Annotated in this window: 15 protein-coding genes; 5 read left to right on the top strand and 10 right to left on the bottom strand. The window is 50.4% G+C overall.

Annotation, left to right across the window (positions count from 1 at the left end):
- Nucleotides 1-31 precede the first annotated feature (31 nt).
- Nucleotides 32-1,333: a UDP-N-acetylmuramoyl-tripeptide--D-alanyl-D-alanine ligase gene (murF, locus tag ACFQRK_RS10815; protein ID WP_379006451.1), complete on the top strand. Its 1,302-nt coding sequence runs from the start codon at nucleotides 32-34 to the stop codon at nucleotides 1,331-1,333.
- 3 nt (nucleotides 1,334-1,336) lie between these two features.
- Here the strand turns inward: murF and ACFQRK_RS10810 are convergent, their stop codons facing one another.
- The 6 genes from ACFQRK_RS10810 to ACFQRK_RS10785 all read right to left on the bottom strand — a co-directional run bounded on the left by ACFQRK_RS10810 (nucleotide 1,337) and on the right by ACFQRK_RS10785 (nucleotide 11,666).
- Nucleotides 1,337-2,626 (bottom strand): M28 family metallopeptidase, encoded by a 1,290-nt coding sequence (locus ACFQRK_RS10810; RefSeq protein WP_379006449.1) that lies wholly within the window; start codon nucleotides 2,624-2,626, stop codon nucleotides 1,337-1,339.
- A gap of 12 nt (nucleotides 2,627-2,638) precedes the next feature.
- Nucleotides 2,639-4,522, bottom strand: a complete 1,884-nt coding sequence (locus ACFQRK_RS10805; protein ID WP_379006447.1) for a CocE/NonD family hydrolase — start codon at nucleotides 4,520-4,522, stop codon at nucleotides 2,639-2,641.
- Nucleotides 4,523-4,572: 50 nt separating this feature from the next.
- Nucleotides 4,573-6,120: a RagB/SusD family nutrient uptake outer membrane protein gene (locus ACFQRK_RS10800; RefSeq protein ID WP_379006445.1), complete on the bottom strand. Its 1,548-nt coding sequence runs from the start codon at nucleotides 6,118-6,120 to the stop codon at nucleotides 4,573-4,575.
- Nucleotides 6,121-6,131: 11 nt separating this feature from the next.
- On the bottom strand, nucleotides 6,132-9,647 hold the full coding sequence (locus ACFQRK_RS10795; RefSeq protein WP_379006443.1) for a SusC/RagA family TonB-linked outer membrane protein: 3,516 nt from the start codon (nucleotides 9,645-9,647) through the stop codon (nucleotides 6,132-6,134).
- A gap of 226 nt (nucleotides 9,648-9,873) precedes the next feature.
- Complete coding sequence (locus tag ACFQRK_RS10790; protein ID WP_379006441.1) at nucleotides 9,874-11,013, bottom strand: FecR family protein; 1,140 nt, start codon at nucleotides 11,011-11,013, stop codon at nucleotides 9,874-9,876.
- 68 nt (nucleotides 11,014-11,081) lie between these two features.
- Entirely contained in the window at nucleotides 11,082-11,666 is a 585-nt protein-coding gene (locus tag ACFQRK_RS10785) for a sigma-70 family RNA polymerase sigma factor (RefSeq protein WP_379006439.1), read from the bottom strand.
- 285 nt (nucleotides 11,667-11,951) lie between these two features.
- Here ACFQRK_RS10785 and ACFQRK_RS10780 point away from each other — a divergent pair, with 285 nt between their 5' ends.
- Genes ACFQRK_RS10780 through ACFQRK_RS10765 form a run of 4 tightly spaced genes read left to right on the top strand, consistent with a single transcriptional unit; the run spans nucleotide 11,952 to nucleotide 20,425 of the window.
- Nucleotides 11,952-13,205, top strand: a complete 1,254-nt coding sequence (locus tag ACFQRK_RS10780) for an efflux RND transporter periplasmic adaptor subunit (RefSeq protein WP_379006436.1) — start codon at nucleotides 11,952-11,954, stop codon at nucleotides 13,203-13,205.
- A 17-nt stretch (nucleotides 13,206-13,222) separates the two neighbouring features.
- A complete protein-coding gene (locus ACFQRK_RS10775; protein WP_379006434.1) occupies nucleotides 13,223-15,580 on the top strand; it encodes an ABC transporter permease in 2,358 nt (785 codons plus the stop codon).
- Between the two features lie 52 nt (nucleotides 15,581-15,632).
- A complete protein-coding gene (locus tag ACFQRK_RS10770; RefSeq protein ID WP_379006432.1) occupies nucleotides 15,633-18,011 on the top strand; it encodes an ABC transporter permease in 2,379 nt (792 codons plus the stop codon).
- Between the two features lie 47 nt (nucleotides 18,012-18,058).
- Nucleotides 18,059-20,425, top strand: a complete 2,367-nt coding sequence (locus ACFQRK_RS10765) for an ABC transporter permease (protein WP_379006429.1) — start codon at nucleotides 18,059-18,061, stop codon at nucleotides 20,423-20,425.
- 31 nt (nucleotides 20,426-20,456) lie between these two features.
- Here ACFQRK_RS10765 and ACFQRK_RS10760 read toward each other — a convergent pair whose 3' ends face one another.
- The 4 genes from ACFQRK_RS10760 to ACFQRK_RS10745 all read right to left on the bottom strand — a co-directional run bounded on the left by ACFQRK_RS10760 (nucleotide 20,457) and on the right by ACFQRK_RS10745 (nucleotide 25,318).
- A complete protein-coding gene (locus tag ACFQRK_RS10760) occupies nucleotides 20,457-21,887 on the bottom strand; it encodes a PQQ-dependent sugar dehydrogenase (RefSeq protein WP_379006426.1) in 1,431 nt (476 codons plus the stop codon).
- 104 nt (nucleotides 21,888-21,991) lie between these two features.
- Complete coding sequence (locus ACFQRK_RS10755) at nucleotides 21,992-23,044, bottom strand: dihydrodipicolinate synthase family protein (protein ID WP_379006424.1); 1,053 nt, start codon at nucleotides 23,042-23,044, stop codon at nucleotides 21,992-21,994.
- A 2-nt stretch (nucleotides 23,045-23,046) separates the two neighbouring features.
- Nucleotides 23,047-24,072, bottom strand: coding sequence for an epimerase (locus ACFQRK_RS10750; protein ID WP_379006423.1), 1,026 nt, complete (start codon nucleotides 24,070-24,072; stop codon nucleotides 23,047-23,049).
- 19 nt (nucleotides 24,073-24,091) lie between these two features.
- The gene (locus tag ACFQRK_RS10745) at nucleotides 24,092-25,318 is read right to left on the bottom strand and encodes an NRAMP family divalent metal transporter (RefSeq protein ID WP_379006421.1); all 1,227 of its coding nucleotides are present in this window, start codon (nucleotides 25,316-25,318) and stop codon (nucleotides 24,092-24,094) included.
- Nucleotides 25,319-25,326 lie beyond the last annotated feature (8 nt).

Genomic DNA, 25,326 nt, shown 5'->3' with positions numbered 1-25,326 from the left:
CACTTCCCTACTTTTTAAGTAAACTTGTACCATGGAAACTACGTCCTTATACTCCTATTTTCTAGCGCATCCGATTATCAGCACCGATACGCGCAATATCCAAGCGCAGAGTTTATTTTTTGCCCTAAAGGGGGATACGTTCAACGGCAATGCATTCGCTGCCGAAGCCCTCGAAAAGGGCGCTTCTTATGTCGTTATCGACGAAGCGCAATATCAAGCAGATGACCGCTTTCTGCTCGTTCCGGACGTACTCACCGCGTTGCAGGACTTGGCCAGGCACCATCGAAGCCAGTTGCAGATTCCGGTGATCGGCATTACGGGCACCAATGGCAAAACAACCACCAAAGAGCTGATTCATTCCGTGTTGTCGCAGCAGTTTGACACGTATGCAACCCGGGGAAACTTAAACAACCACATCGGTGTACCGCTGAGCATCCTGTCGATCCGCCCGCAAACGGAGATGGCGATCATCGAAATGGGCGCCAACCATGTTGGAGAGATCGCGTTCCTCTGCGGAATCGCACAACCTACACACGGATTGATCACCAATGTGGGAAAAGCCCACCTGGAAGGCTTTGGTAGTTTTGAAGGTGTTAAGCAAGCGAAAGGTGAACTATACGATTACCTGGCAAGCCGTCAAGGCACCTTATTTTTACAGTCCGACAATCCGTTTCTTCGCGGCATGGCCGCCACACGTCAGATCGATCAGGTAGTTACCTACGGATTTTCGCCCGACAATCAGCTCACCGGGCAATTGATCGAAGCCAGTCCGCTTTTGGAGGTGAGGTGGGCAGAAAACGGAGATCAGGCATCCCATACGGTTCATACCCAACTCACGGGATCTTATAACACCGAAAATGTACTCGCGGCTATCTGCATCGGCCGGTTTTTTGGCTTATCGCCTGAAAAAATTAATCGGGGAATATCGGGGTATGCCCCCGCTAACAATCGCTCGCAACTGACCAAAACGCCGAATAACACCGTCATCCGAGACTATTACAATGCCAATGCCAGCAGCATGGCCGCCGCATTGGAAAACTTGCGTGTCCTCAAGGCCGACAAAAAAGTGATCATTCTGGGTGATATGTTTGAGTTGGGCAACGAGTCGTATGAAGAACACGGTAAGGTTGTCGCCGAAGCCTGTTCACTCAATGCTTCTCGGGTGTTATTTGTCGGCCAGGCATTCGCCCAACACCGCCGAACGGGCGCGGAATTTTACGATACAACCGAAGAAGCCAGCGAGGCCCTGCGCAAACAACCGGTGCAGGGTGCACTGGTCTTGCTCAAGGCCTCGCGTGGCATGGCTTTTGAAAAGCTGGTGGAGCTGCTCTGATCTTTACTCAAAAAAATCGATGATCAACTGTTTGAGATTCGCAAACGCCGTGAAGGGAAGCGTCTCGTATCGATCGTTGATGTCATGGTACGCCGCAGTCCCTCCGTGCGTATAAATGAAAAAACTGGGCACACCCTTTTCATAAAATGGGCAATGATCGCTGTTACAGGATTCCCCGCGGCTATTTATTGCCTTCAAATAATTCTTGTCTTTATTAATCGCAATCAGCTTGCTGAACGCTTCCGGAAACATCGGCGCATTGACCACCGTCATCCCATCTTCTCCGGTACCCACCATGTCAAAATTGATCAAAAATTTGATACTGGATAGATCAAACGGTGGATTTTTGACAAACGCTTTCGATCCCAAAAGTCCGGATTCTTCGCCGGAGAAAGCGATAAAAACCATCGTATATGCCGGTGGATTTGCTGCATAATACCTAGCGAGGTCCATGATAAAGGCCGTTCCGCTGGCATTGTCATTGGCACCCGGAATGTAGTTTTTCTTACCCATACGGCCCAGATGGTCATAATGCGCACATACCACAATTAAGGAATCCGGGTTCGTCTTACCCCGTATAATCCCCGCAACATTTTGTGTCTCGTAGTCCGGTGTCCAAACCGATTCCACGTTTAGCGCAACCGACGTAACCGCCAGCGGGTCGACAGCGGGTTGATTTACGAAGATCACCGGCCGGGCGCTCGGCTTGGTTTGGGACGACCAGGTGAGCTTGGCATGGTCACACAGGATGACTCCGGGCAAGGCAAGTTCATCCGCATTCCGGAGATGCAAAATCGCAGCATTTGCTTTCTCCGCCAGTTCCTTGGACTCTCCCGCCTCCCTACGATTGTCGATCAGCAGGTAATGCGTAGAATTTACATGTCGAAGCGCATCCGACAGTGAACCGTATAAATCGCTCCGTTTGATGACATTCACCGGGAATTGCCCCTTCACAGCGGGACTTCCGGACCAGACAATAAAGTCTACGCCCGGTTCCAAACTTTTGCCATTAAGTGATACCTGAAGTTTTCCTGGAAATGTGTTGGCACCCAATTCAAACGGTTGATAATAAGAGTCGCCGAATAATGGCTCCACTCCCTGCTTTCTGAAGGCCTTCGCAATGAATGCGGCCGCCTTTTTGTCGCCATCCTTCCGGTAGCCACGACCGTTGAATGCCGGCGATGCCAGCTTCTTCACTACGTGCCTGGCGTATGAAAGGTCTGCTTCCTGCGCTCCGGCAAAAACGCTGGTCAATAACCAGCAAATGGTAAGTATGTATCTGATTGTTGTCATCTCTTGAAGTAATTAATTTTCAATGACCATAAGGTCTACGTTTGAGGGATATTGCGGAGTAAAGAACACGCGGTGCCAAGCAGGTTTGAAATCCGTTGCGTCCGCTTGGTAGATATCCATAAATTGCTGTGGATTACGATCTACCAATGGGAACCATGAACTTTGGATCTGCACCATAATCCGATGTCCTTTTTTAAACGTATGCGCTGCGTCCTGCATATCGAAAGAAACCTGATTGACGGCGGCTGTATCAAGTGGCTCGGGATGTTCGAAGCTGTTTCGGAATTTGGCGCGCATTACTTCTCCGCGAACCATGAGCTGGTATCCGCCCATAACCGCCGTGGGCTTTTCCGGATGGTTCGGTGTATTGTCCGGAAACACGTCAATCAATTTGACAATAAAGTCCGCATCCGTCCCCGTTGTCCTGACGAACAGATTTGCCGTTAACCGTCCTGCTATTTGCAGCGGTTCCTCCAATGGATCGGAAACAAACACCAACACGTCGGGTCTGCGGGCAGCGAAACGTTGGTCTTCTACCATGTATTCCCTGCCGCGCATCAACCGGGTCTCCGCTGTATACGGAACCGGCCGATTCGGATCGCTGTAATAGGCAGCAAATCCGCTTGCATCGCCTGAAGGAGGCGGTACAAAGGCAAGTTCTCCCTTAGGTTGGAGATAAAGCTTTCGAGAGGTTGCCTGTTTCGGAGGCCATTGATCGTAGGCCCTCCAGTGGAGTGCACCCGTATCAAAAATGTATGCCGGGGGCAAATGCGGGTCCGGTTTACCTTTCAGGTGATGCATAAAAAAGGGAAATTCGATGGTTTCCCGGTAGAAGTCGCCGGTTGCCGAACCAAAGGGAATGTTTTCCAGCCAATCGCCCTTGTCACGGGCCCAGGTACCGTGATACCAGGGCCCCATCACAAAGGTCTGCCGGGTTGCCGGGCTTTGGCTCGCAATCGCCGCCTGCGTCTTTAATGGGCCGTACAGATCCTCCTGATCGAACCATCCTCCTACGGTCAATACCGCCGGTTGGACATTCTTCAAATGCGGCAGCGGCGTACGCGCTTTCCAGAACGCATCGTACGTGCCATGGCTCATCAGGTCATCCCACAGCGGATTTTCCATCGGTTCCAGTAATTTCGAAAGGTTCTTCAAGGTGCCGTGCCTCAAATAAAAATCGTAACCATCCGGCGTACCGTAACCTCCATAACCAGCGAGTCCGCGGGTGGAAATACTATCCCTCGCCCTGCCATAGGAAGACACAAAGGAGAACGATCCCATCAGCATAAACGCACCGTTATGATGACGATCGTCGCCCATAAACCAATCGGTTACGGGGGCCTGCGGGGAAACGGCAACCAGATTAGGGTGAGCATCCAGCAGCGCCGCCGTCGCGTAACCGCCCGGAGCGGAAATCCCCCAGATTCCCACGCGGCCATTATGGCCCTTGATGTTTTTCAGCAGCCAATCAATGGTATCGTACGCATCCGAACTTTCATCAACGTCGTGCTTGCTCCGCTTGTCTTTTATATACGGCCGAACCGCCACGAAATCCCCTTCCGATAAGTACTTCCCCCGTATGTCCTGATAAACAAAAATAAACCCTTCATGCATAAATTGCCTGTTGGGTCCAAGCGGCACCTTGTTGCGGCCTTCGCCGTATGGGGCAACGCTGTAGGGTGTACGCATGAAGAGGATCGGATAGGTCCTCGTCGTATCTTTTGGAACATAAACCGCCGTAAACAGGTGTACGCCATCGCGCATCGGTATCCGCACTTCTCGCTTCGTGTAATGCTGTTCCACAAAGAAGGAATCTGCCGGCGTCGGCTGTGCATGCAATAGCCCGCAGGTTGCAATAATGGCGAGTAATACGGCGGTTGTCTGTTTAAAAAACATAGTTAAGTCACTTAATTTTGATAGTTGTCGTTCCCATTTACAACTTCGCACTACGGATTCTGCTCCGTGATATTCGGATTAAGCAGCAGCTCTGACTCCAAGGGCAACTGAAACGTATAGTCTTTTTGCGGAGACAACGTTACTTCCTTGTAGAGATGGTTGGGCGAATCCGTCCGATCCACCGGAATATTCCATCGCTTGTTGTCATAAAATTCGAAACCACCCTCGCCCCAGAGTTCTATCCGGCGATGCAGCTGGATTTCAGCCAGCAGTGCCTCGCCGGTCTTTGTAGATTTCACGTACGCCGGGTCCCGCTTTGACACCAACTGGAACAACGTATTTTGCGCGGCGGCATCATCACCTGAGCGGGCTTCCGCCTCGGCTTTTACCAGAATCAATTCCGAGGCGCGCATATAGATCTCGTTTTGATAATACGCGGTTGTCATACCCGTCAGTGTGCCAGCGGCAAACTTCGTACTGTTATATTTTGGATAGTGAACCGTAGACCCGGAAGAAGGATAGGTAATTTCCATGAAGTCTTCCGCTACGAAATTTGCCTTGCGGTAATCCGTTTCCGGAATTTGATCGTACAACCGACGGTCAATGGCCAGCCATGAGGCCTGCGATCCACCATAACCACCTTCTCCCAACGGGTTCATCCAACCGGGGAATGAGGAAGTGCCTTTGCTGGTATTGATGTCTACCTTGTAACCGAAAATCGCTTCGTTGTCCAGCAACGTCATTCCCGATGTGGTATATTGCGTTTCATTCATCAATGTCGGGTAGGCTGCTACCACCCGTCCTGCGGCTGAAGCAGCCGTTTCCCAATCGCCGGTAGTAAGTGCCGCACGGGCGAGAACTACCTCCGCAACGGTACCATCGATATCGGTGCGATCTTCCGTCTGATACGAACCTGCCGCTTCAAACAGGCGGACCGCTTCGCGGGCATCGGCTAGGATTTGTGCCCACACCTGCGCAGCCGGTGCACGATCCTTGAACGGATCCTTGTTGTCGAGATGCAACGGTACACCCGCCTTATCTTTGCCTCCATGCAGGTAATCATCCTGATATAGCCACATCAGATACGTGTATGAAAAAGCACGCATCGTCAATGCAGCGGCCTTATACCGCATGATTTTTTCGTTGGTTCCCGTAGCAGCGCTTAAATCCACGTCGGGCGGGATCAAGGTGAGGATTTCATTGGCATAGTAAATATACTTGTAAAAAGTACCCCAATACACGGCTACACGGGCCGTGCTTTGTTCCCGATAAGCGCGGAGTTCGTAATCATTTACCAGCCATCCGCCGTTACGGTTTGCCAACACCATATCATTCCCTTTCAGATTCAAGAGCATGTTGATGACCTGAAAATTGCGGGTATCCACTGAACTCGAATAGGTAAATCCATTTATGGCCGCTACCATGACGTTAAGCATCGGTTGCAGTACCAGATCGGGATCCTGTTTGACCAGCTTCTGAATGTCTTCTTCCGTTACCCGGTCGCCGGTCGGATCAATATCCAACTGGTTGTTACAGGCCCCCGCCAGCAAAAAGACCCCGACGGATAACAGGTAATATATATTTTTCATTTTTTTCATGTTCATTTCTATTAAATGCTGATATTCAACCCAAATGAAATGGCCTTGGTCTGCGGATAGTTAAACGGATTGATGCTCGTTCCGTCCAATAACTGCCGGGGATCCAATCCTTTTTTGGCCGATATAAAAAACAAGTTATCAGCCGCCACATATACCCGCAACCCATCTAAATACAAGCGCCTCGCCAAGTTCGACGAAAAGCGATAACCCAGGTTGATGCTACGGAGATTGAAGTAATCGGCATCAAAAAGGCTAAAATCGGAGTACTGGCCCTCGCCTCCGCCGATCGGGGAAACGCCGAAGTTCGTTCCACCCAGTGCGACCATCGGAATATTTGAATTGGGGTTTTCCGGCGTCCATCCATTCAGCATGTCGACGTGTACGCCGCGGCCGATGGTCTGCGAAGTCAAGTACTGATACGTGCGGGATACGACTTTCCCACCCAATTGCCAGCTTGCAGCTACTCCCAGATCAAAATTCTTATAGCGGATGGTTGTCGAAGCACCGCCCACCAGATCGGGCGTAGCCGATCCCAGTTCAAAGCGTGTTGCCTGCGAACCTTCAGTCGTCGTCACTATATCGCCAATGGCATGGCCGGGATAATTGGGCAGGTCGGCCTCTTTGAGCTGCTTGTACAACCTACCAAGGCCCGTCTCTTGATCGACGCCGGCATATCGGTACATATACAAATTGAAATAATCTGTCCCTTCGCGCCTCAGGTAGTTCCCCGATAGATAGCCGCCATTCAGATCGTTTGACTTCATGTTATCCGGAATTTCCAGCAACGTCGTACGGTAGCGGGAAGCGTTCACATTAAACGACCAGGCAAAGTCCTGTTTACGGATAATATCGACACCCAGCTCCACCTCGACACCGGTATTCAGCAATTTGCCTACATTCCGCAATGCGCCGGCGCGACCGGCGGATGCCGGATAGGAAACGCTCAACAGCATGTCTACCGTCTTGCGGCGGAAGTAATCGACCGTACCATAAAACCGGTTCCAAAAGCGGAAATCCAGTCCGACGTCCACAATATGATTTGACTCCCAGGTAATGGAAGGATCTCCCCAGGTACTTGCAGCCAGCGCAAATTGTGCATCGGTAATGCTGCCCACTCCCGATAGGGTATAGGTATTGGTCCAAGCATACCGAGTGGAGGGGTGTACCCCATTGTTGCCCTGCACACCATAACTGGCCCTCAACCGTAAGTCATTCAGCCAGCTGATATTGTCTTTAATAAACGCTTCTTCCGCAATGCGGTAGGCACCGCCCACCGACCAGAATGTGCCCCAGCGGTTGCCCCGGAAATACGAAGATCCGTCGGTACGCAGACTGCCGGACAGGTAGTATTTGCCAGCGAAATTATAGTTTAGACGGCTGAAATAACCTTCCAGTGCATTTTCTTCGTCACCGCCCGACAATGATAACACACGCACCGCATTCCCCATGCTGGGGTTATCCAGCGCAAACATCTTGTATTTGGTGCCGTCCATCTGATCCAAGCGGTATTTATTGAACTCGTGGCCAACCAGTGCGTCCACGTTGTGCTCGCCGAATGATCGATTCCACGTCAATAACTGCGTCAGGTTGATGGTCATCGCCTTATTCCATCTTCCCCGAATGGAGCCTTCGTAGTCGCGCGCAGCCGTACCGCTTTCATTATTTCCGTACTCGCGGCTGTTTTGATATTGATTGTCAATTGACAAGTCCGTCCGCAACGTAAAGTCTTTCAGGAATTTCGCTTCCAGATAACCCCTTCCTGAGAAAAAGTCGCGCGTGGTCTCGGTAAGGTCTTTCTCGAAATACACCGCCGGCGAATACCCGTTAAACGCACTGCGTGCCGTGGGGCCATATGGAGAATACGTCTGATTGGTTCCCATATCGTACGTCGGGTTGCCGTTCGCATCGCGGACGATATTTCCATCCCGGTCGTACGCATAGATAGGATACGTAGGCGCAAAAAGGTTCATGAAGGTGAAGATGTTGGTATTCACCGTACCGCCGGTATAACCTTCAGGTGCATTGGAATACGTCTTCGAATACGCCATATTCGCGCCACCTTTCAGCCAAGAAGCTATTTTCGTGTTCAGGCTCACCCGCGCAGAATGGCGATCAAAATCCGATCCCATTACAAACGAGGGGTTTTTAAGCATGCCCAGGGACACGTAATAATCGGTATTTTCGTTTGCTCCGCTGATATTGGTATTATACTCCTGCCGGAATGCGGTTTGCAGAAAATAGTCCTGCCAATCATCGTTATACAGCAATTGGGCCTCCGGCCGGATTTTCCCCGTTGCGGGATCAATCAACGTCGTTCCTTCCGGAAGTTTATAATTCATGTAGTTGCCCAATCCGTTTCCATTATTGCTGGAGCCATTGGCCGTAAACAGATTGTTGCTGGCATATTGCCGGGCGTCCGCATCGGAATAACCCTGGCGATAGCGCATAAAATTGTAGATACCGCTCCAGGTATATTCATAATAAGTAGCCGGATTGCGAATGATTTCCATGTCAGGCACCCCTTGGCTTACACCGCCCCAGCGGAAATCAACACCGATTTTAGGCTTTCCGGTCTTTCCTTTTTTTGTTGTCACCAAGATCAATCCGTTTGCCGCCCGCGATCCGTAGACCGCATTGGCGGCCGCGTCTTTGGATACCACAATCGACTCAACGTCGTCCGGGTTCAATGCCGAAAGGGGCAGGTTGGACACAGCGCCATCAACCACAATCAGGGGGTCGTTTGAGGCATTGATACTCCCCATCCCACGCACGCGGATACGGGCGTCACGACCCGGTTGACCGGATTCGCTGGTAAGTTGTATGCCCGCCACAGCACCCTCCAGGGCCTGCGAAACCGAAGACACCTGCTGTTGTTTGATGTTATCGGCCGAAATTGCCGATACCGAGCCCGTAAAATCTTTCTTTTTTGCTGTTCCGTAGGCAACAACGATCACCTCGTCAATTTCCTGCGAAACCGCCGACAGCACCACGGTAAGATTGGTTTGCGTGCCTACCGGTATTTCGCGTGTCTGGTAACCCGTGTTCGAAATCACGAGAATCGCGCCGGGGTTCACCCCGGATAACGCAAAGCGGCCATCCGCATCGGTCATCATGCCTTTATTCGTTCCTTTGACATACACACTTGCACCCACGATGGGTGCGCCCGTGCTGTCGGTTACAACGCCTTGCACGGCCTCTTGCATCGCGACCTGCCTGGCGGCCACTTCCGGCCGCTTCGGCTTCAGTGTAATGATCTTTCCATTGACTGCATAGTCAAATTGCTGATTAGCAAATAACATAGGAAGGACATTACCTACTTCCATTTCAGACACGTCCACAGAGACCGGCCGCAATTTGCCTAGGTATTCTTCCTTAATCAAAAAATCATAGCCGCTTTGCTTTCTGATCTCGCGCAGCACGCTTTCGAGCGGTGCATTGTTTGCCCGGATGCTGACCCGCTGGGCCAATGAGGTTTCCGCATAGGTATTCAGTACCAGCAGGATAACCACTAAAGGGGTTAGTTTCATAGCTAATGGACATCGAGGAGTCAGGCGGAAAATTGTGGCCACGGTACTGGCCGCAATTTTCACTGCCTCCCTAAAGTAAGGGACATATTTCATACATTTGTTACGTTTGGTTATGAATTTAGTTCAAGCAATCCTAAGGGAAATTAAGTTTCATGGCCAAACAGTCTGGCTGGAGTTGTTGGCGCAATTCCAGCCTCTTATGCGTGCCCATGACGTTGAATAGTCATTATTTAGTCACAGCAATCCTCCTTCCTTTTCGTTCAAAATGCAATCCGGTATTGGCTGAAAGCGCTTCAAGCACCACAGATAGTTTTTTGTCTTTCCCAATTTCTCCATACAACCGGATATCCACCGGCATGTCGACTGGGTCAAATTCCACATCGTACCACCGTTCTATCTGCCGCAAAATACCTGGGAGGTCCGTACGGTAGAAATAGAATACGTTATTTCTCCACGCCATAACCGATTCGGTATCGACCGGCAAAACTGAAAACGCTGTTCCGGTTGCAGCACATTGCTCACCAGGCTGCAATACACGTGAAAACCTGCCCGTTTTGTCGGTCACCCGTACCGCTCCTTCCAATAAGGTTGTCTTGGTAGTAGGTTCGTCGGCATAAGCGTTCACATTGAAATGTGTGCCAAGCACCTCGACTTGCTGAATTCCGGCTTCAACCACGAAGGGTATGGGTATCTTCCGCGCATTTGGGGAATATTGTCGATTGACCTCAAAATACGCCTCGCCGACTAAGGTGACCCGGCGTTCGGCATCCGCAAACCGCGTGGGGTAGGTGAGTGAAGAAGCGGCGTTCAGCCAAACGTTGGTGCCATCCGGCAGGATAACCTTATATTGCCCGCCCCTGGGCGTTTCAATGGTATTCAGCGCAGTCACATGGTCGGCTTCCCCGCCGATCTCATAGACGACTTCGCCCGCATCGGTTTTATAAATACGGATGCCGCGATCGACAGCCAGTTGCCCCGTATCCGCTTCATCTAAAAGAATCTTCCTACCATCGGCTAATGTCAGGGTAGCACGTTCACCGCCCGGATCGATGTCCGCAACCTCCGCCTGTGTGACGGCCGATGGATCCGGCCTGCCAACCGGCAACTGCCACACAATGCCCACGATAATCAGTACGGCAGCAGCAACTGCCCAATACAGGTATTTGTTAGGTAGGTGTGCGTTTACGCGGCGGAATACCCCCTTCCGAATCGCGCGATTCGCACGCATCCAATCCGCCTCATCGGGCAGTTCTTTTGATTCATGGATATATTCCGTAAACCCACGCTCTATCCAAGCGCGTTCCTCATCGGAACAATGGCCCCGTCGATAACGTTCTAAAAGTTCTTTTATGTCTTTCCGCTCCATGAATTCCCGGAAACCGTTGCGTTTCTAAGATCATGGAAGCGAAGCCCCAAAAAAGTCCCGATTTTTTTTTAAAAATTTTGCAACGTAATCATGATGAGCAGGGAAATCACCCGGCCTAGCTTAAATCGTAATTGCTTCAAGGCGGCGGTTGAAAGGTTTTTGACAGTTTTAATGGATAAATTCAATTTCCCAGCAATTTCGTCATTACGGAAACCCTGTCGTTTCAACCAAAAGACCTCCGCCATGTGGATCGAAAAACGTTTGGAGACGCTATCCAGGTAATCCATCAGCTCCTTCTCCTCCAAATCACGGGTAGTGGTATCCAGGGCATAATCGCCACGGTGCTGCAGATAATCCACAAACTTCTCCTGTACTTTGCGGTGGTCCGAAAGGTTCAGGAATCGGTGCCGCACACATTCGTAAAGATAAGGGAGGAGTGCTCCGGTCAAGCGCAAATCACGGCGCTTCTCCCACAGATAGACAAACACTTCCTGCACCATGTCTGCCGCCTCGTCCGCATCTTTCACCAGCTTAAATGCATATAGGTAGAGATTGTTATGATAGGCCTCGTAGATGGCAGTAAACGCGTTCTTGTTGTCTGCACTCAATGCCTCCAGCCAATCCCGGTCCTTTGTCCGACTGCGTTCATCCATCGCTTGCATTATCTTGCATTATTTAGTAACGCCATCATACCGCACAGCGTAATCTTTGGGTAGACAAAACTAACCAATGAAAATGACATAAGCAATTTTCCTTCATTGTCCGCTACCGCACATCAGGTGTCCGATTCCGAACAGTTTTCTTTTTTTATCAATTTCAATAGACTGTTTTCAAATCAGTTATACTTTTGGCACGAGGTTATCTATAAGTTTGAAGAGCAGTAACGTCGTTGGCCGAAAAGGCATGGGCCAAACGCCGTAACCGATAGCAATAAAAACATGGACAGAGCATTACCCAAAAAAAAATGGAATAGTAAACGTATTACCTTGGTTGTGGGCGGAGTAGGCATCCTAGCCTTGATATTTGCCAGTTACTATTTTACTTCCGGCAACTCAAAGCTCAATGTCGACGCCGAACGCATTACCATATCCGAAGTCAAAGAAGATTCCTTTCGCGAGTTTATTCCTGTAAATGGCACCGTTCTGCCCATCACCAGTATTTTTCTGGATGCTTCCGTCGGCGGGCGTGTGGAAGAGAAATATGTGGAAGACGGAGCACACCTCAAAAAGGGCGATCCGATTATGCGGCTCTCGAACACGGACCTTGAATTGAGTCTTGTCAATCAGGAAACACAGGTACTGAACCTGCTGACACAATCGCAGATTGCCCAAATCAATGCTCAACAGGTGTCGATCAATAACCGAAACCAGATGGCAGATGTCGAAAATGCATTGAAAGAAGCCGAGCGGGTATATAACCTCAATGAAACGTTGTATAAACAGAAAGCGATTGGCTCACAGGAATACCAGCAGTCGCTGAATGATTATAACTATCAAAAAGAACGGATGCAACTGACCAAGCAAATCCTCACGCAGGATTCGCTTTCCATTGCCCAACAAGCCAAGCAAGACCGCCAGACTTATGAGCGCACGCAGAGTGCATTAGGCTTGATGCGTAAAAAAGTAGACGACCTTATCCTCCGCGCTCCGGTCGATGGCCAGCTTACCTCGTTTGATGCGGAAATCGGACAGAACAAACCGGCCGGCGAGCGCCTGGGGCAAATCGATGTGCTAACTGGGTTCAAAGTACGCGCCGATATCGACGAGCACTACATTTCCCGCATTTACCCCGATCTGGAAGGCGAATTTACGTTTGCCGGAAAAAGCTACAAGCTCGTCATCAAAAAAGTCTACACGCAAGTCACAAACGGACGCTTCCAAGTGGATATGGAATTTGTAAACGAGGTACCCGACGGCATCCGCCGGGGGCAGACCTTGCAAATTCGCCTTGCCCTCAGCGATGAAACCAAGGCGGTTCTGTTAGCCAAAGGCGGTTTCTATCAGCAAACCGGCGGCAACTGGGTTTTCAAACTTACCGAAGATGGAAAGACCGCATACCGGGTCGATGTACAGCTCGGCCGCCAGAATCCCGATTATTATGAGGTCGTAAGCGGACTGGAACCGGGCGACAAAGTGGTGACTTCAAGTTACGAGACGTACGACCGAGTACAGGAATTGAATATCAGTAATTAAGCTGGAATTTCATAGCCATGTTAAAAAACTACGTAAAAACCGCTTTCCGGACACTCATCAAGAGCAAATCGTATACTGCTATTAATATAACAGGCTTGGCCATAAGCCTGACGGCTTCCGTGTTGTTGTTACTCTGGGTTACCGACGAATTGAGCTATGATCGCATGCACAGCAAGGCCGACCGCATTTACGTAGCAGCGGCGGCTATCGGGAAAGGAAAAGATCAGATATGGCCGGTCACAAGCGCACCGTTAGCCATTTTCGGAAAAACAGAAATCCCTGCTATCGAAGATGCCTGCCGTACATCCACGTTCAACAACAGCATCTTACTGGAATATCAGGACAAGAAGTTCAATGAACCGAGTGTTTACGTAGATCAAAACTTCTTTAACATCTTTGATTTTAAGCTACTGGAGGGGAATCCCGCACAGCCATTTCCCGATAACCGGTCGATTGTATTAAGCAAAACCACTGCCGAAAAATATTTCGGCAACGAACCTGCGATGGGCAAAATCTTGCAGGTACGAGAGGGGCATGCTTATAAGGTGACCGGTGTTATGGAAGACTTGCCCAAAAATTCCAGCTTACAGTTTCCGTTGATAATGCCTTTTGAAGTACTGGCAGAAAACAGGGCGCAGAACCCCCTGAATGCCGACTGGGGAAACCTCAATTACCAAACGTATTTTTTGCTCAAGGCCGGTACCGACCCAGTCGCGGTGGGTAAACAGCTGGCCGATATCCACCGGAAAAATCAGCCCGCGGATTTTTGGAAAGACCTCAATTACCTGATGCAGCCGCTGACCAAGTACCACCTGTACACGGCAGATGGCGATGAACAGGGCATGAAACAGGTCAAAATCTTCGCGTTGGTAGCTGTCGTGATTCTCCTGATTGCCTGTATTAACTACGTCAACCTGGTGACGGCACGGGCCACCCGAAGAAGCAAAGAAGTGAGTGTACGCAAGGTAGTGGGCGCCAACAAAGGGCATCTCTTCTGGCAGTTTATCGCTGAATCCCTCGTCGTATTCGTTATTTCCATGCTGGTCGCCATCGGCTTGCTGTATGCATTGATGCCGATGTATAACAACCTGTCGGGAAAGGAAATGGTCTTCAGCTTATCGGATCGCAACGTATGGGCAATATTCGGTGTGTCCTTATTGGCGGTACTGGCATTGGCTGGGGTATACCCGGCGCTGATGCTGTCTTCGTTCAATCCGGCGCTGGCACTGAAAGGCATCATACCCGGACTGGGGAAGAACAGCGGATTCCGAAAAGCACTGGTCGTCGTCCAATTCACCTGTTCCGTCGTCCTCATCGTAGCGACCCTGATTATCAGCAGGCAGTTGGCATACATCCGAAACATGAATCTGGGATATTCCAAAGAAAATATCTTTACGTTTGAAGCCCATAATTTCCGGAAAAACTACGAAGGTATCCGGCAGCAGTTGGAACAGCAGCCCGGCATATTGGGAGTAACGGCGTCCACGCAGCGCATACTGAACGTCCAAAGCTCGACAGGCAGCCTGGAATGGGAAGGAAAACCGGCAAATATGAGTTCCTTCATGATTAATCAGCTGTCGGCAGACCGGACATTCCCGGAAGTGCTGGGAATGGAACTCGTGGCCGGACAGGGTTTTACCGGTACACCTGCGGACAGTAACCATTACCTGCTGAATGAAACCGCTATTAAGGTCATTGGTTTAGAAGATCCCGTCGGCAAGGCCATCACCTTCCATGATGAACCAGGGATTATCGCGGGCGTACTCAAGGATTTCCATTTCAAGGATATGAAAACGGCGATCGAGCCCTGCATTCTGTTTATGGATCCCGATTGGGGTTGGAACACCTTCTATGTAAAAACAACGGGGGCTCAGGCCAAACAGGCACTCGCAGCCGTCGAGAAACTATGGAAACAACACAATGCCGACTACGAATTCGATTACCAGTTCTTGGACGAGTCGTTCGATGCATTGTACAAAAGCGATATCCGCGCCGGAAAACTGTTCAACCTGTTCGCGGGTGTGGCGATCTTGCTTTGCTGCCTCGGTTTATTTGGACTGGTAACCTTTACCGCAGAGACCAAGGTGAAAGAAATCGGCATCCGGAAGACACTGGGGGCCAGCGTAAGCCATATCATTTTCCTGATATCAAAGGATTTCCTGAAGCTGGTCACGATCTCTTTTTTGGTAGCATTTCCGCTTGGATGGTGGATGATGAACCGCTGGTTGGACAGCTATGTCTACCGCACAGTCATCGAGTGGTGGGTGTTTGCAGCAGCCGGTTTTGCCGCATTTGCCATCGCAGCCATTACCGTATGTGGTAAATCGCTGCGGGCGGCACAGGAGAATCCGATTAAGGCAATCAGGACGGAGTAGACCTGCCTGAGGCCGGTTTAATGACTAAGCATGTCGTATTAACTACGAAAGAATGATTAAGAATTATTTCAAAACCGCTTTCCGCACCCTGGCAAAAAACAGGTCGTATTCCGCCATCAACATTGCGGGGTTGGCGGTTAGCCTTTCTGCAGCTATCCTTATTTTGCTATGGGTATGGGATGAGCTGAGCTTCGATCGCATGCACAGCAAGGCGGACCGGATTTATCAGCTATCCACAACGTTCGACGCCTCATCCGATAATGTCTGGCCTGTGGGTCCGCCACCGTTGGCGCTGTTTGGAAAAGCCGAATTGTCCGCGATTGAAGCTGCCTGTCGATTCGCCAACAGCGAAGCCATCATCACCAAAGCCAATGATCATCAAAAATTCGACGAAGAGGGGCACATGGTCGACACCTCCTTCTTTCAAATCTTTGATTTTCCGTTACTGGAAGGAAGCCGGCAAAACCCCTTTCCGGACAACAATTCCATCATCCTTACCCGGTCGTTAGCACGCCGATATTTTGGCGATGTGCCTGCCATGGGCAAGGTGGTTTCGCTAAACACCGGCCTTTCAGCGTCGGATGCTAAACGAAGCTTCCGTGTCACCGGGATCATCGAGGACTTCCCCCTTAATTCATCCGTCGACGCCGACTTCTTGCTACCGCTTGATTTGCTTGAAGAAAATCAAGAGGGTAATGACATGAATGCCGAATGGGGCAGCTTTCATTACCGGACCTTCTTTCTGCTTCAGGAGGGCAGCGATCCGAAAGCTGTTGCACAACAACTTGCAGACCTTCATCGGAAAAATGATGGGGCCGACATCTTCAAGACCCTGGTATATTATCTCCAACCCCTCAAAAACCTGCACCTGTACAACGGCAAAGGTGAAGAGCGGGGGATGCAACAGGTACGGATATTCATTCTCGTAGCCGGAATTATCTTACTTATTGCCTGTATCAACTATGTCAACCTCGTTACGGCACGCTCCACACGTCGCAGCAAGGAGGTCAGTGTCAGAAAGGTGGTAGGAGCCGATCGTTGGCACCTCTTTTGGCAGTTCATTTCCGAATCTGTGGTCGTGTTTGTCATTGCGCTGATGTTGGCTATTGGGCTTACCTATGCGGCAATGCCACTTTATAACGGCCTATCGGGCAAAGAAATGAGTTTCAGCTTGTTGGACACCCGGGTATGGCTGCTTTTCGGAAGCACCCTTTTGGCTGTGGTGCTGCTGGCAGGTGTCTACCCAGCCCTCCTGCTATCAACCTTCAAGCCCGCCCAGGCACTGAAAGGTATTTTACCCGGAATCGGTAAAAACAATGGATTCCGTAAGGCGCTTGTGGTGGTGCAATTCAGCTGCTCCGTGGTACTTATCATAGCAACCATCATCATCAGTCGACAGCTGGAATACATCCGCAAAAAGGAATTGGGTTATGACAAAGAAAATGTCTTTCTTTTTAATCAGCGCAATTTCATGGGCCGATTTGACGCGATACGAACTGAGCTGGAAAGCCAGCCCGGCATCAAGGGCGTTACGGCCGCCAGCAGCGATATCAGCAACATAGGAAGCGGCACTGGAGACATTGAATGGGAGGGCAAACCTGCTAGTATGGCCAATTTTATGGTCAACCAAATGGCCGTTGACCATAAATTTCTGGAGGTCTTGGATATTCCGTTGGTAGCAGGCAAGGGCTACTCGGGCATGCCAGCGGACACCGGTTACATCGTACTTAATGAAACCGCCGTTAAACAAATGGGACTCAAAGATCCCGTGGGAATGGCCATCACGTTCCGCAACAGCCCCAGGACCGTCATTGGTGTTGCAAAGGACTTCCATTTCAACGATTTAAAAAAAGCGATCGGCCCGTGCGTGCTTTTTTCAGAAAAAAGTGTACCCCTTACCGGTATGTACGTAAAAACTACGGGAATCAATGCGGCACAGGCGATAACCGCCGTTGAAAAACTTTGGAAACAGTACAACAGTGAGTTTGAATTTGATTACCGGTTCATGGACGAATCATTTGACAACTTGTATAAAAGCGATATTCAAGCCGGTAAATTATTCAACGTCTTTGCAGGTATCGCGATTGTAATATCCTGCCTTGGTCTTTTCGGCCTCGTCACTTTTACGGCCGAAACGAAGGTAAAAGAAATCGGCATCCGAAAAACACTAGGTGCCAGCATTTCAAACATCATTTTGCTGATATCAAAAGATTTTCTCCGATTGGTAGGCGTATCGCTTCTGATTGCCTTTCCGGTAGGATGGTGGATGATGGACAAATGGCTGACCAATTACGTATACCGAACTGGAATCGAGTGGTGGGTGTTTGCTGTGGCGGGTTTCACCGCGTTTGCCATTGCCGCCGTTACGGTATGCGGCAAATCCCTGCGTGCGGCAAGGGAGAATCCCATTAAGGCAATAAGGACGGAGTGAACAAACTACGCAGGAAGCTGATAACTGACTGCTGAAGCCTGATAACTATGATAAAAAATTACCTCAAAACCACCTTCCGCAATCTCTGGAAAACGCGGGGGTACAGCTTCCTCAACATTTTCGGGCTGGCGATCGGCATCACGTGTGCGTCGCTTATTTTCTTATGGGTGGAAGAAGAGGTAAGCTATGATAATCATTTTCCAAACAAGGAACACATTTATATGTCCAAGTCGCGGCAGACCCACGATGGCGGCACCTATGTGTTTGAAGCCAATCCCGGGCCCTTGGCTCCCGCAATTAAAGCTGAGCTGCCTGGCATCAAGTATGCCGCACGGGTAAACTGGCCAATGCCCTTACTGTTTAATGTGGGCGAAAAGAACCTCTACCAGACCGGATTCTATGCCGACCCCGACTTTCTCGATATTTTCTCGCTGGAATTCATCGAGGGCAGCCGGGGTTCTGCGATGAACAATCTTAATGACATCGTGCTTACCCAAAACGCTGCTGAACGGCTTTTCGGCAACGAAAAGGCCATGGGCAAACAGGTACGGATAAACAACGAAGAAGGCTATACCGTAGCCGGCGTAGTGGCGGATCTGCCTAAGAATAGCAGCGTGCAGTTTGATTGGATAATTCCATTTAAAAAACTTGAAAGCCAGAGCGAAGGCCGGATTGAGAATTGGGGCAACAATAGCTTTCTAACCTATGTGCAATTGGAATCCTCGGCCGATCTGGCAAACGTCAACAAACAGCTGTATGATTTCGCGGAGCGTAAAGAGGGGAACGGTCTCTTTTATAAAAACTTCCTGTATCCGATGGAACGGTGGCGGCTATACAATAGCTTCGACCGGGATGGGAACGAACAGGAAGGCCGCATCAAATTCGTGCGGCTGTTCAGCATGATTGCTTGGGTAGTACTCCTCATTGCCTGCATCAACTTCATGAACCTCGCTACGGCACGCTCCGAAAAACGTGCCAAGGAGGTGGGCATGCGCAAGGTGGTGGGCGCGACGAAAACTTCCCTGATTAGCCAATTTCTCGGCGAATCGCTGATTCTCGCCACGCTATCGGCGTTGCTTGCGATCGGACTTATTTTCGTATTCATCGGACCTTTCAATGGTCTGGTCGAAAAAGAGCTGACCGTTGGATTGTTCGAGCCCATACACCTCGCTTTCCTGGTGTCCGTCGTGGTGGTATGTGGACTCGTTTCCGGTAGTTATCCGGCATTCTACCTTTCATCCTTTAACCCAATCACTACCTTGAAGGGAGCCCGGCAAAAGGCTGGCGTGGCAGGGTTTATTCGCAGGGGGCTGGTTATTATTCAATACGCCGCTTCCGTTACGCTTACTGTCTGTACAGTTATTATTTTCCAACAAATCCAGTATGTAAAAGGTCGCGATATGGGCTTCGAACATAACCAGGTAATGACCACACCGTTGCGGGGTAAGATGCTGGAACACATCGACGTCATCAAGGAAAAGCTGATCGCTACCGGTAACATCGAAACCGCGGGGCTCAGCAACATGAGCGTGTTGAATATTGGTTCGAATACCTGGGGCATCGATTGGGAAAGAAAAGATCCAAACAAACAAATATTGATTGGCGTTCTCCATACCGACGCCGACTTCATTCCCGCCATGGGAATGCAATTGATCGATGGACGCAACTTCCGGCCACATATGGTAGGCGACAGCAGTAGCATAGTCATCAATGAAGCATTTGCCAAGCTTATTCAGCCCGATGGCCAGGTTGCCGGACAAACGGTGCGTTGGGGTGAAGACACCCACACGATTGTCGGCGTCGTGAAGGATTTCGTGTACAACAACGTATATACACCTGCCGAACCTGTCCTTTTCTGCCCGTTTGCCACGAAGTGGGGAATGCTTAATGTCAAGACCAAAGCAGGAGTCAATCTTTCCAAAACGGTTTCTCAGATAGGTAGTATCCTTAAGGAAACCAATCCGGGATATCCATTTGAATACGAGTTTCTGGACAATGTTTTTAGTGAAAAATTCAAGTCGGAAATGCTTATCCAGAAGCTGGCGGGTGTATTTGCGATACTATCCATTATTATTTCCTGTCTTGGCTTATTCGGCCTCGCTGCTTTCACCGCCGAACGGCGCACAAAGGAAATGGGAATCCGTAAGGTATTGGGAGCGTCCATTGCGTCACTGATTGGATTGCTCAACCGCGAGTTCGTCGTACTCGTACTGCTCTCCTGTGCTGTCGCATTTCCCATTGCATGGTGGATCATGAACGACTGGCTTGGCGATTATCAATACCACACCGACCTACACTGGTGGGTATTTATCCTGGCTGGCGGGAGTGCGTTGTTTATCGCATTGCTTACAGTAAGTTCCCAGGCCGTTAAGGCCGCATTAACGAACCCGACGAGAAGCCTGCGGAGTGAATAAGTAAGGGTACCTTAGATTGATTAATATTGGGTTACAGCTTTTCTCTTATGCGATGAACTTCTGCGGCATCGATAGCATCCTCCGCTTTGGCTAATTGCTGCCTGGTATAGTTCAAAATTTCAGCAAGTTCCTGATCCTTTAAGAAATGGAAAGCAGGCATTTCCCTGCGACCGGACAACACCAAACGTATCAACGGATCCGGCGATTTCCCGAGCACCAAAGGCGACTCGGTTAAGTCCGGAAAAACATCCGCAACACCCTTTCCGTCGGCTTTGTGGCACGCCGCACAATAGTTGGTATATAACGCCTTTGCGTTTCTTTGTTCGCCATTCCCTTCCTCCGGCGTCGCGGCAGGCAGTACCTTACGATTACCCACTTCCCTCTTCCCAACTCTCCGGATCCGTAAAATCCGATCGTCATTAGGTTTGGGCGTACCATTCGGGTTCCAATCCCGGTTGCTCGTCCCAAAGTAGACATCTCCGTTTGAATCGACACATAATGCCCGAAGACGTCCAAATACCTGACGAAATAAGACGCTGTCGCCTATAACTTGTGTTCCTTTATCATCCAGTTTCAACACATGAAGTGCATTTCCCTTCAACGTGGCCAACAACAGGGAATGGTTGAACGCCGGTATCTGGGATTCATCGTAGGCAACCACAGCCGCCGGAGCAACGGTAGGGGTCCACGCCTTCAACGGCTCGGCTACTGGAACGTCCTGGGCGAAGCCCAACTCTTTCTTCGTATCGATATATCCCTCAACTTCCGGCCAACCGTAATTATGCCCCTTTTGTATCAAGTTTACCTCGTCGTCCGTTGCATCGCCATGATCCGAATTATACAACAAGCCATTGCGCCCAAACGCCAGCCCCTGTGGATTCCGCAACCCCCACGACCAAACCGGACTGCCGGCTATTGGATTATCCGTGGGCACACTGCCATCGATATTAAACCGCAGTATCTTTCCAAGTACCACGCTGGTATCCTGCGCATAGCCGTCCTGTGCACCGTCGCCGCTGGTCACCATCAATTTTCCATCCGGAGCGATTTGGATACGTGCCCCGAAGTGAGACGTCCATGCTCCGAATTCCCGAATAACAAGCGGATCAAGCAACGTATCCTGTTTTGCGTCGTAGGAATACCGCATGATCCGCGAACAGCGTTTGTCTCCCTCTTCTGCGGTATAGGCCAAAAACACATAGGGATGGGTATCCATATCCGGATGCAGCGCCAAACCCAATAGACCGGAGGTCCGCAACACAAACACATCATCCAACTGGAGCAGCCGCTTTCGTTCTCCCGTGGTTAAATCGACACGGCTCACCGTACCGTGTTGCTCTGTATACCACAAATCACCCTGCGGTCCGAGGGCTATTTCCCAGGGCACCTGCAAGCTGTCCACCACCGTGGTAATCCCCAACGTATCTCCCGCAAGCGTATAAAATGATTCGAATACTTCCATCCGTTCACCACTTGTACAGCTTATTCCGCACAACACAGAACCCACACTACACAACCATGCGCTTACGTACCCAACGCACCGCGAAGAAAACCACCGATTCATGGCTACTCATTTAAAAATGCATGGACAAATCCGTCGTCAATCAAATGCGGGTATGCCTTAATTACCCGATCAATTTCTTCCGACTGTCCAGGAGAGAGCGTTTCATCGGGATCTAGGCACCAGATTCCCTCCATCAATCTCTGTCTCCGCAATACTTCGTGGATACCGGCAATGCAACCATGAAATCCGTGGGCAACATCAAAGATCGCTGCATTCATATCCGTCACTTCCACCCCCCGCTGCAGCAGACGTTCGCATCCCGCATATCCGGCGTTACGACAGTCCTGAATATCCTTGAACAACGATACCGCAGCATGAGTCCACACCGCCCAATGCCCTAACAGTCCTCCTGCAAATTTTCGTTCCTTCCGCTGCCCATTTACTTCAAACGAAAAAGGCGTCAGCAGGTCTGCTACGATGTTGTCATCGTTACCAGTATACAACGCAATTTCATCACCTCGTTCCGACGCGCAAACCGCGCGCACCACATCCAAGGTCTGGTAGCGGTTAAACGCGGCGACTTTGATTGCTCTTACGTTTTCTATGGCGGCAAACTGCTCCCAAAAGCGGTAACTCAATATCCTTCCACCCACTGCCGGCTGCAGATAGAAGCCAAACACGGGAATCACGGCGGCCACTTCGCGCACGTGGCCAATTAACTGATCTTCGTCCCATTCGTTCAATCCCCCCAGACTTAACAGCCCTAGGTGATAGCCATGTTTCACTGCAATTTCCGCTTCACTTACCGCCTGCATGGTATGACCGCAGATGCCTGCCACTTTTATAAAAGGCCGTTGCAATGCTGCCGCCGCAATCTCCTGGGCCGCCAAATCGAGCACCCGCTCGTACAGACCGTATTCGGGTTTCCGTATTTCAAATTGCGTGGTATGTACGCCTACCGCCACACCGCCAGCCCCGCTGTTTAGGTAGTAGCGTGTAAGCCTGCGCTGCCGGTATTCATCCAGTTGCTTAACTTCCGTCAAAACCAGCGGATGTGCCGGAATGACCGTACCTTCCTGCAATAATGTTGTTATTTCTTTACTAAGTGTCGTCATATTTAAAATTTTCCTTTGCGTTCCTGAAAATGCGTGGGTTTATTCAATAACGGCTTATCAGCCTTCAGCCATTCGGCAATCAGTTGGATCATCTCCTTGAGGGATACATTCGGGTACCCAAACAACCGGAAAGATTCTGCCGCGTTATTCAACAATGCGGTCGGTTGTTCTTCGCCTTCAAAGATCGCCTGCTTACCGAACAATGCACCGAATTCATGCGCCAACCAACGGACAGAGGAAGTCTCGGGCCCCGTAATGTTCAGGACCCGCGGCGGATAGGTGCAATGTAGCAATGAACGTAGCGCGTATTCGTTGGCATCCGCCTGCCACAGTACGTTTACATTCCCCATATCTAGATTGATCGGACGCTCTTCGCGCACAGCGCGCGCGATTTCAACCAGTACTCCATAGCTCACATCATTCGCATAATTCAACCGGTAAATTACCATCGGCGTCTTGTTTTTCAATGCGTGATACTCAAAAATCCGTTCGCGTCCCAAACACGATTGTGCATATTCTCCAATGGGTTCTGGGGCTACTTTTTCACAGGCTCCTCCCGAAGCAGCGGGTAGGAACGGATAAATATTGCCTGAAGAAAACACGACAATGCGAGCGTTCCGGTACTGATCAGCCACTCTGCCCGGAAGGTAGGTGTTCATTGCCCAGGTAAACGACTCGTTTCCCGCTGTGCCAAATTTATGCCCGGCCATGTAGATGACATTAGGAACATCCGGCAGCGCCGCGAGCGCTGCATCGTCCAGCAGGTCGGCAGCGATGGTCTGGACGCCGTCACGTTCAAGCGCTTCCCGGGTCTGCGGATCGGAAAACCGGGATACGCCGATAACCTTGCGATCGGGATGACCGGCGGCGTCCCATGCCCGTCGGGCCAGACGTGCCAGATCAGGCCCCATCTTTCCGGCCACACCAAGCAGGATGAGATCGCCGTCCAGCTTGGCCATATCCGCAATCAGTCGTTCAGAAGGCGCCAATGCCTGCTGATACATCTTCTCTATCGTTTCAGTTTCCATATGATATATGATTCTTTAGTCAGAAAAATAGCTGCCTGAAATTGACAATTGCCAGCAGGAACACCAACAGGAGCCCCAGTAATCCCATTACACGGCTCCACTGGCCGTTGACCAGGTCGCCCATAATGGATCGGTCGTTGCCTACCGCATAAATCGCCACACCGATGGCCGGTACGATAAAAATTGTCACCCGCTGCGCAAAGACGATGAGTTCCAACGGCAGCTTTCCAAACAGCAGCGCGATCGATGCTCCCGCAATCATGACCAAGGCAATGTATATCTTAACCCCTTTCGTGTCCATCCTCGCCCCTTTGCCCAACGCGTCATTGAGCAAGGTGCCGCCTACCGTCGCATTGCCAATTAATGAAGAAACCGCCGCCCCTAAAAGCCCTACCAAAAAAAGCCCGGTTGCAAAGTTTCCGAACAAGGGTTCCAGCGAACGCCCCATATCAGCGGCACTCTCGATCCGCAAATCCTGAGGGTACAGCACCGAAGCCGCGCAGACCATCACACAAGCGCTCATGACTCCCAGTAACAAAATACCCGTCAAGCTCTTATCCTCTACCGAACGATTGTCGAGTTTTAGTGTCCTCGCCTTTTCCTGTACCAAGTACGACTGATAGAGCGCACCAACCAATGAGAATGCCGACGCCATAAAGGCGATGATCAGCGGCAGCGATCCCACGGGAATGGCTGGCTTAAGGCCTTCCAGGATCAATGAAAACTGAGGCTTCACTACAGCACAGGTGGCAATGAATGACATCAACATCAACACGATAATGGCGACCATCACTTTTTCCAGCACCCGGTAAAATGCGTTAAAAAATAACAGCGCGATACTTGCGGCGCTGAAAAACACAATCCATATTGCCACGGGTGTATGGGTAAGCTCAGCCATGGCAATCCCTGCACCGACCGCATTACCCGCTTGAAACGAAGTGGTGACCAAAAATACGCCGCCGCCGATTATCCATGCGGCTAAGCGCCCCCACTTAAGTCGCACTAATGTAAGCAGCGATTGAGATGACGCACGTCCGATTCGCGCTGCCATGGCCGTGTACACAGCCATGAACAAAATCGGGACGACGATCACCCACAACAAACTGTTACCATATTCCGCGCCCATCTTGGAAGTGATGGTCATTTTACTTGGGCCGAAAACCACCGCCGCCGTAATAATTCCGGGCACGATCGCCTGTAACCAGCGCTTTAGCACGCCGGATTGATTCGATTGGTTAACCGACATACTATCTT

The sequence above is a fragment of the Parapedobacter sp. GCM10030251 genome, assembly GCF_042666505.1.
Classification (GTDB): Bacteria; Bacteroidota; Bacteroidia; order Sphingobacteriales; family Sphingobacteriaceae; genus Parapedobacter.
Note: the sequence above shows the minus strand (reverse complement) of the source record. Positions and strands in the feature narration are given on the sequence as shown.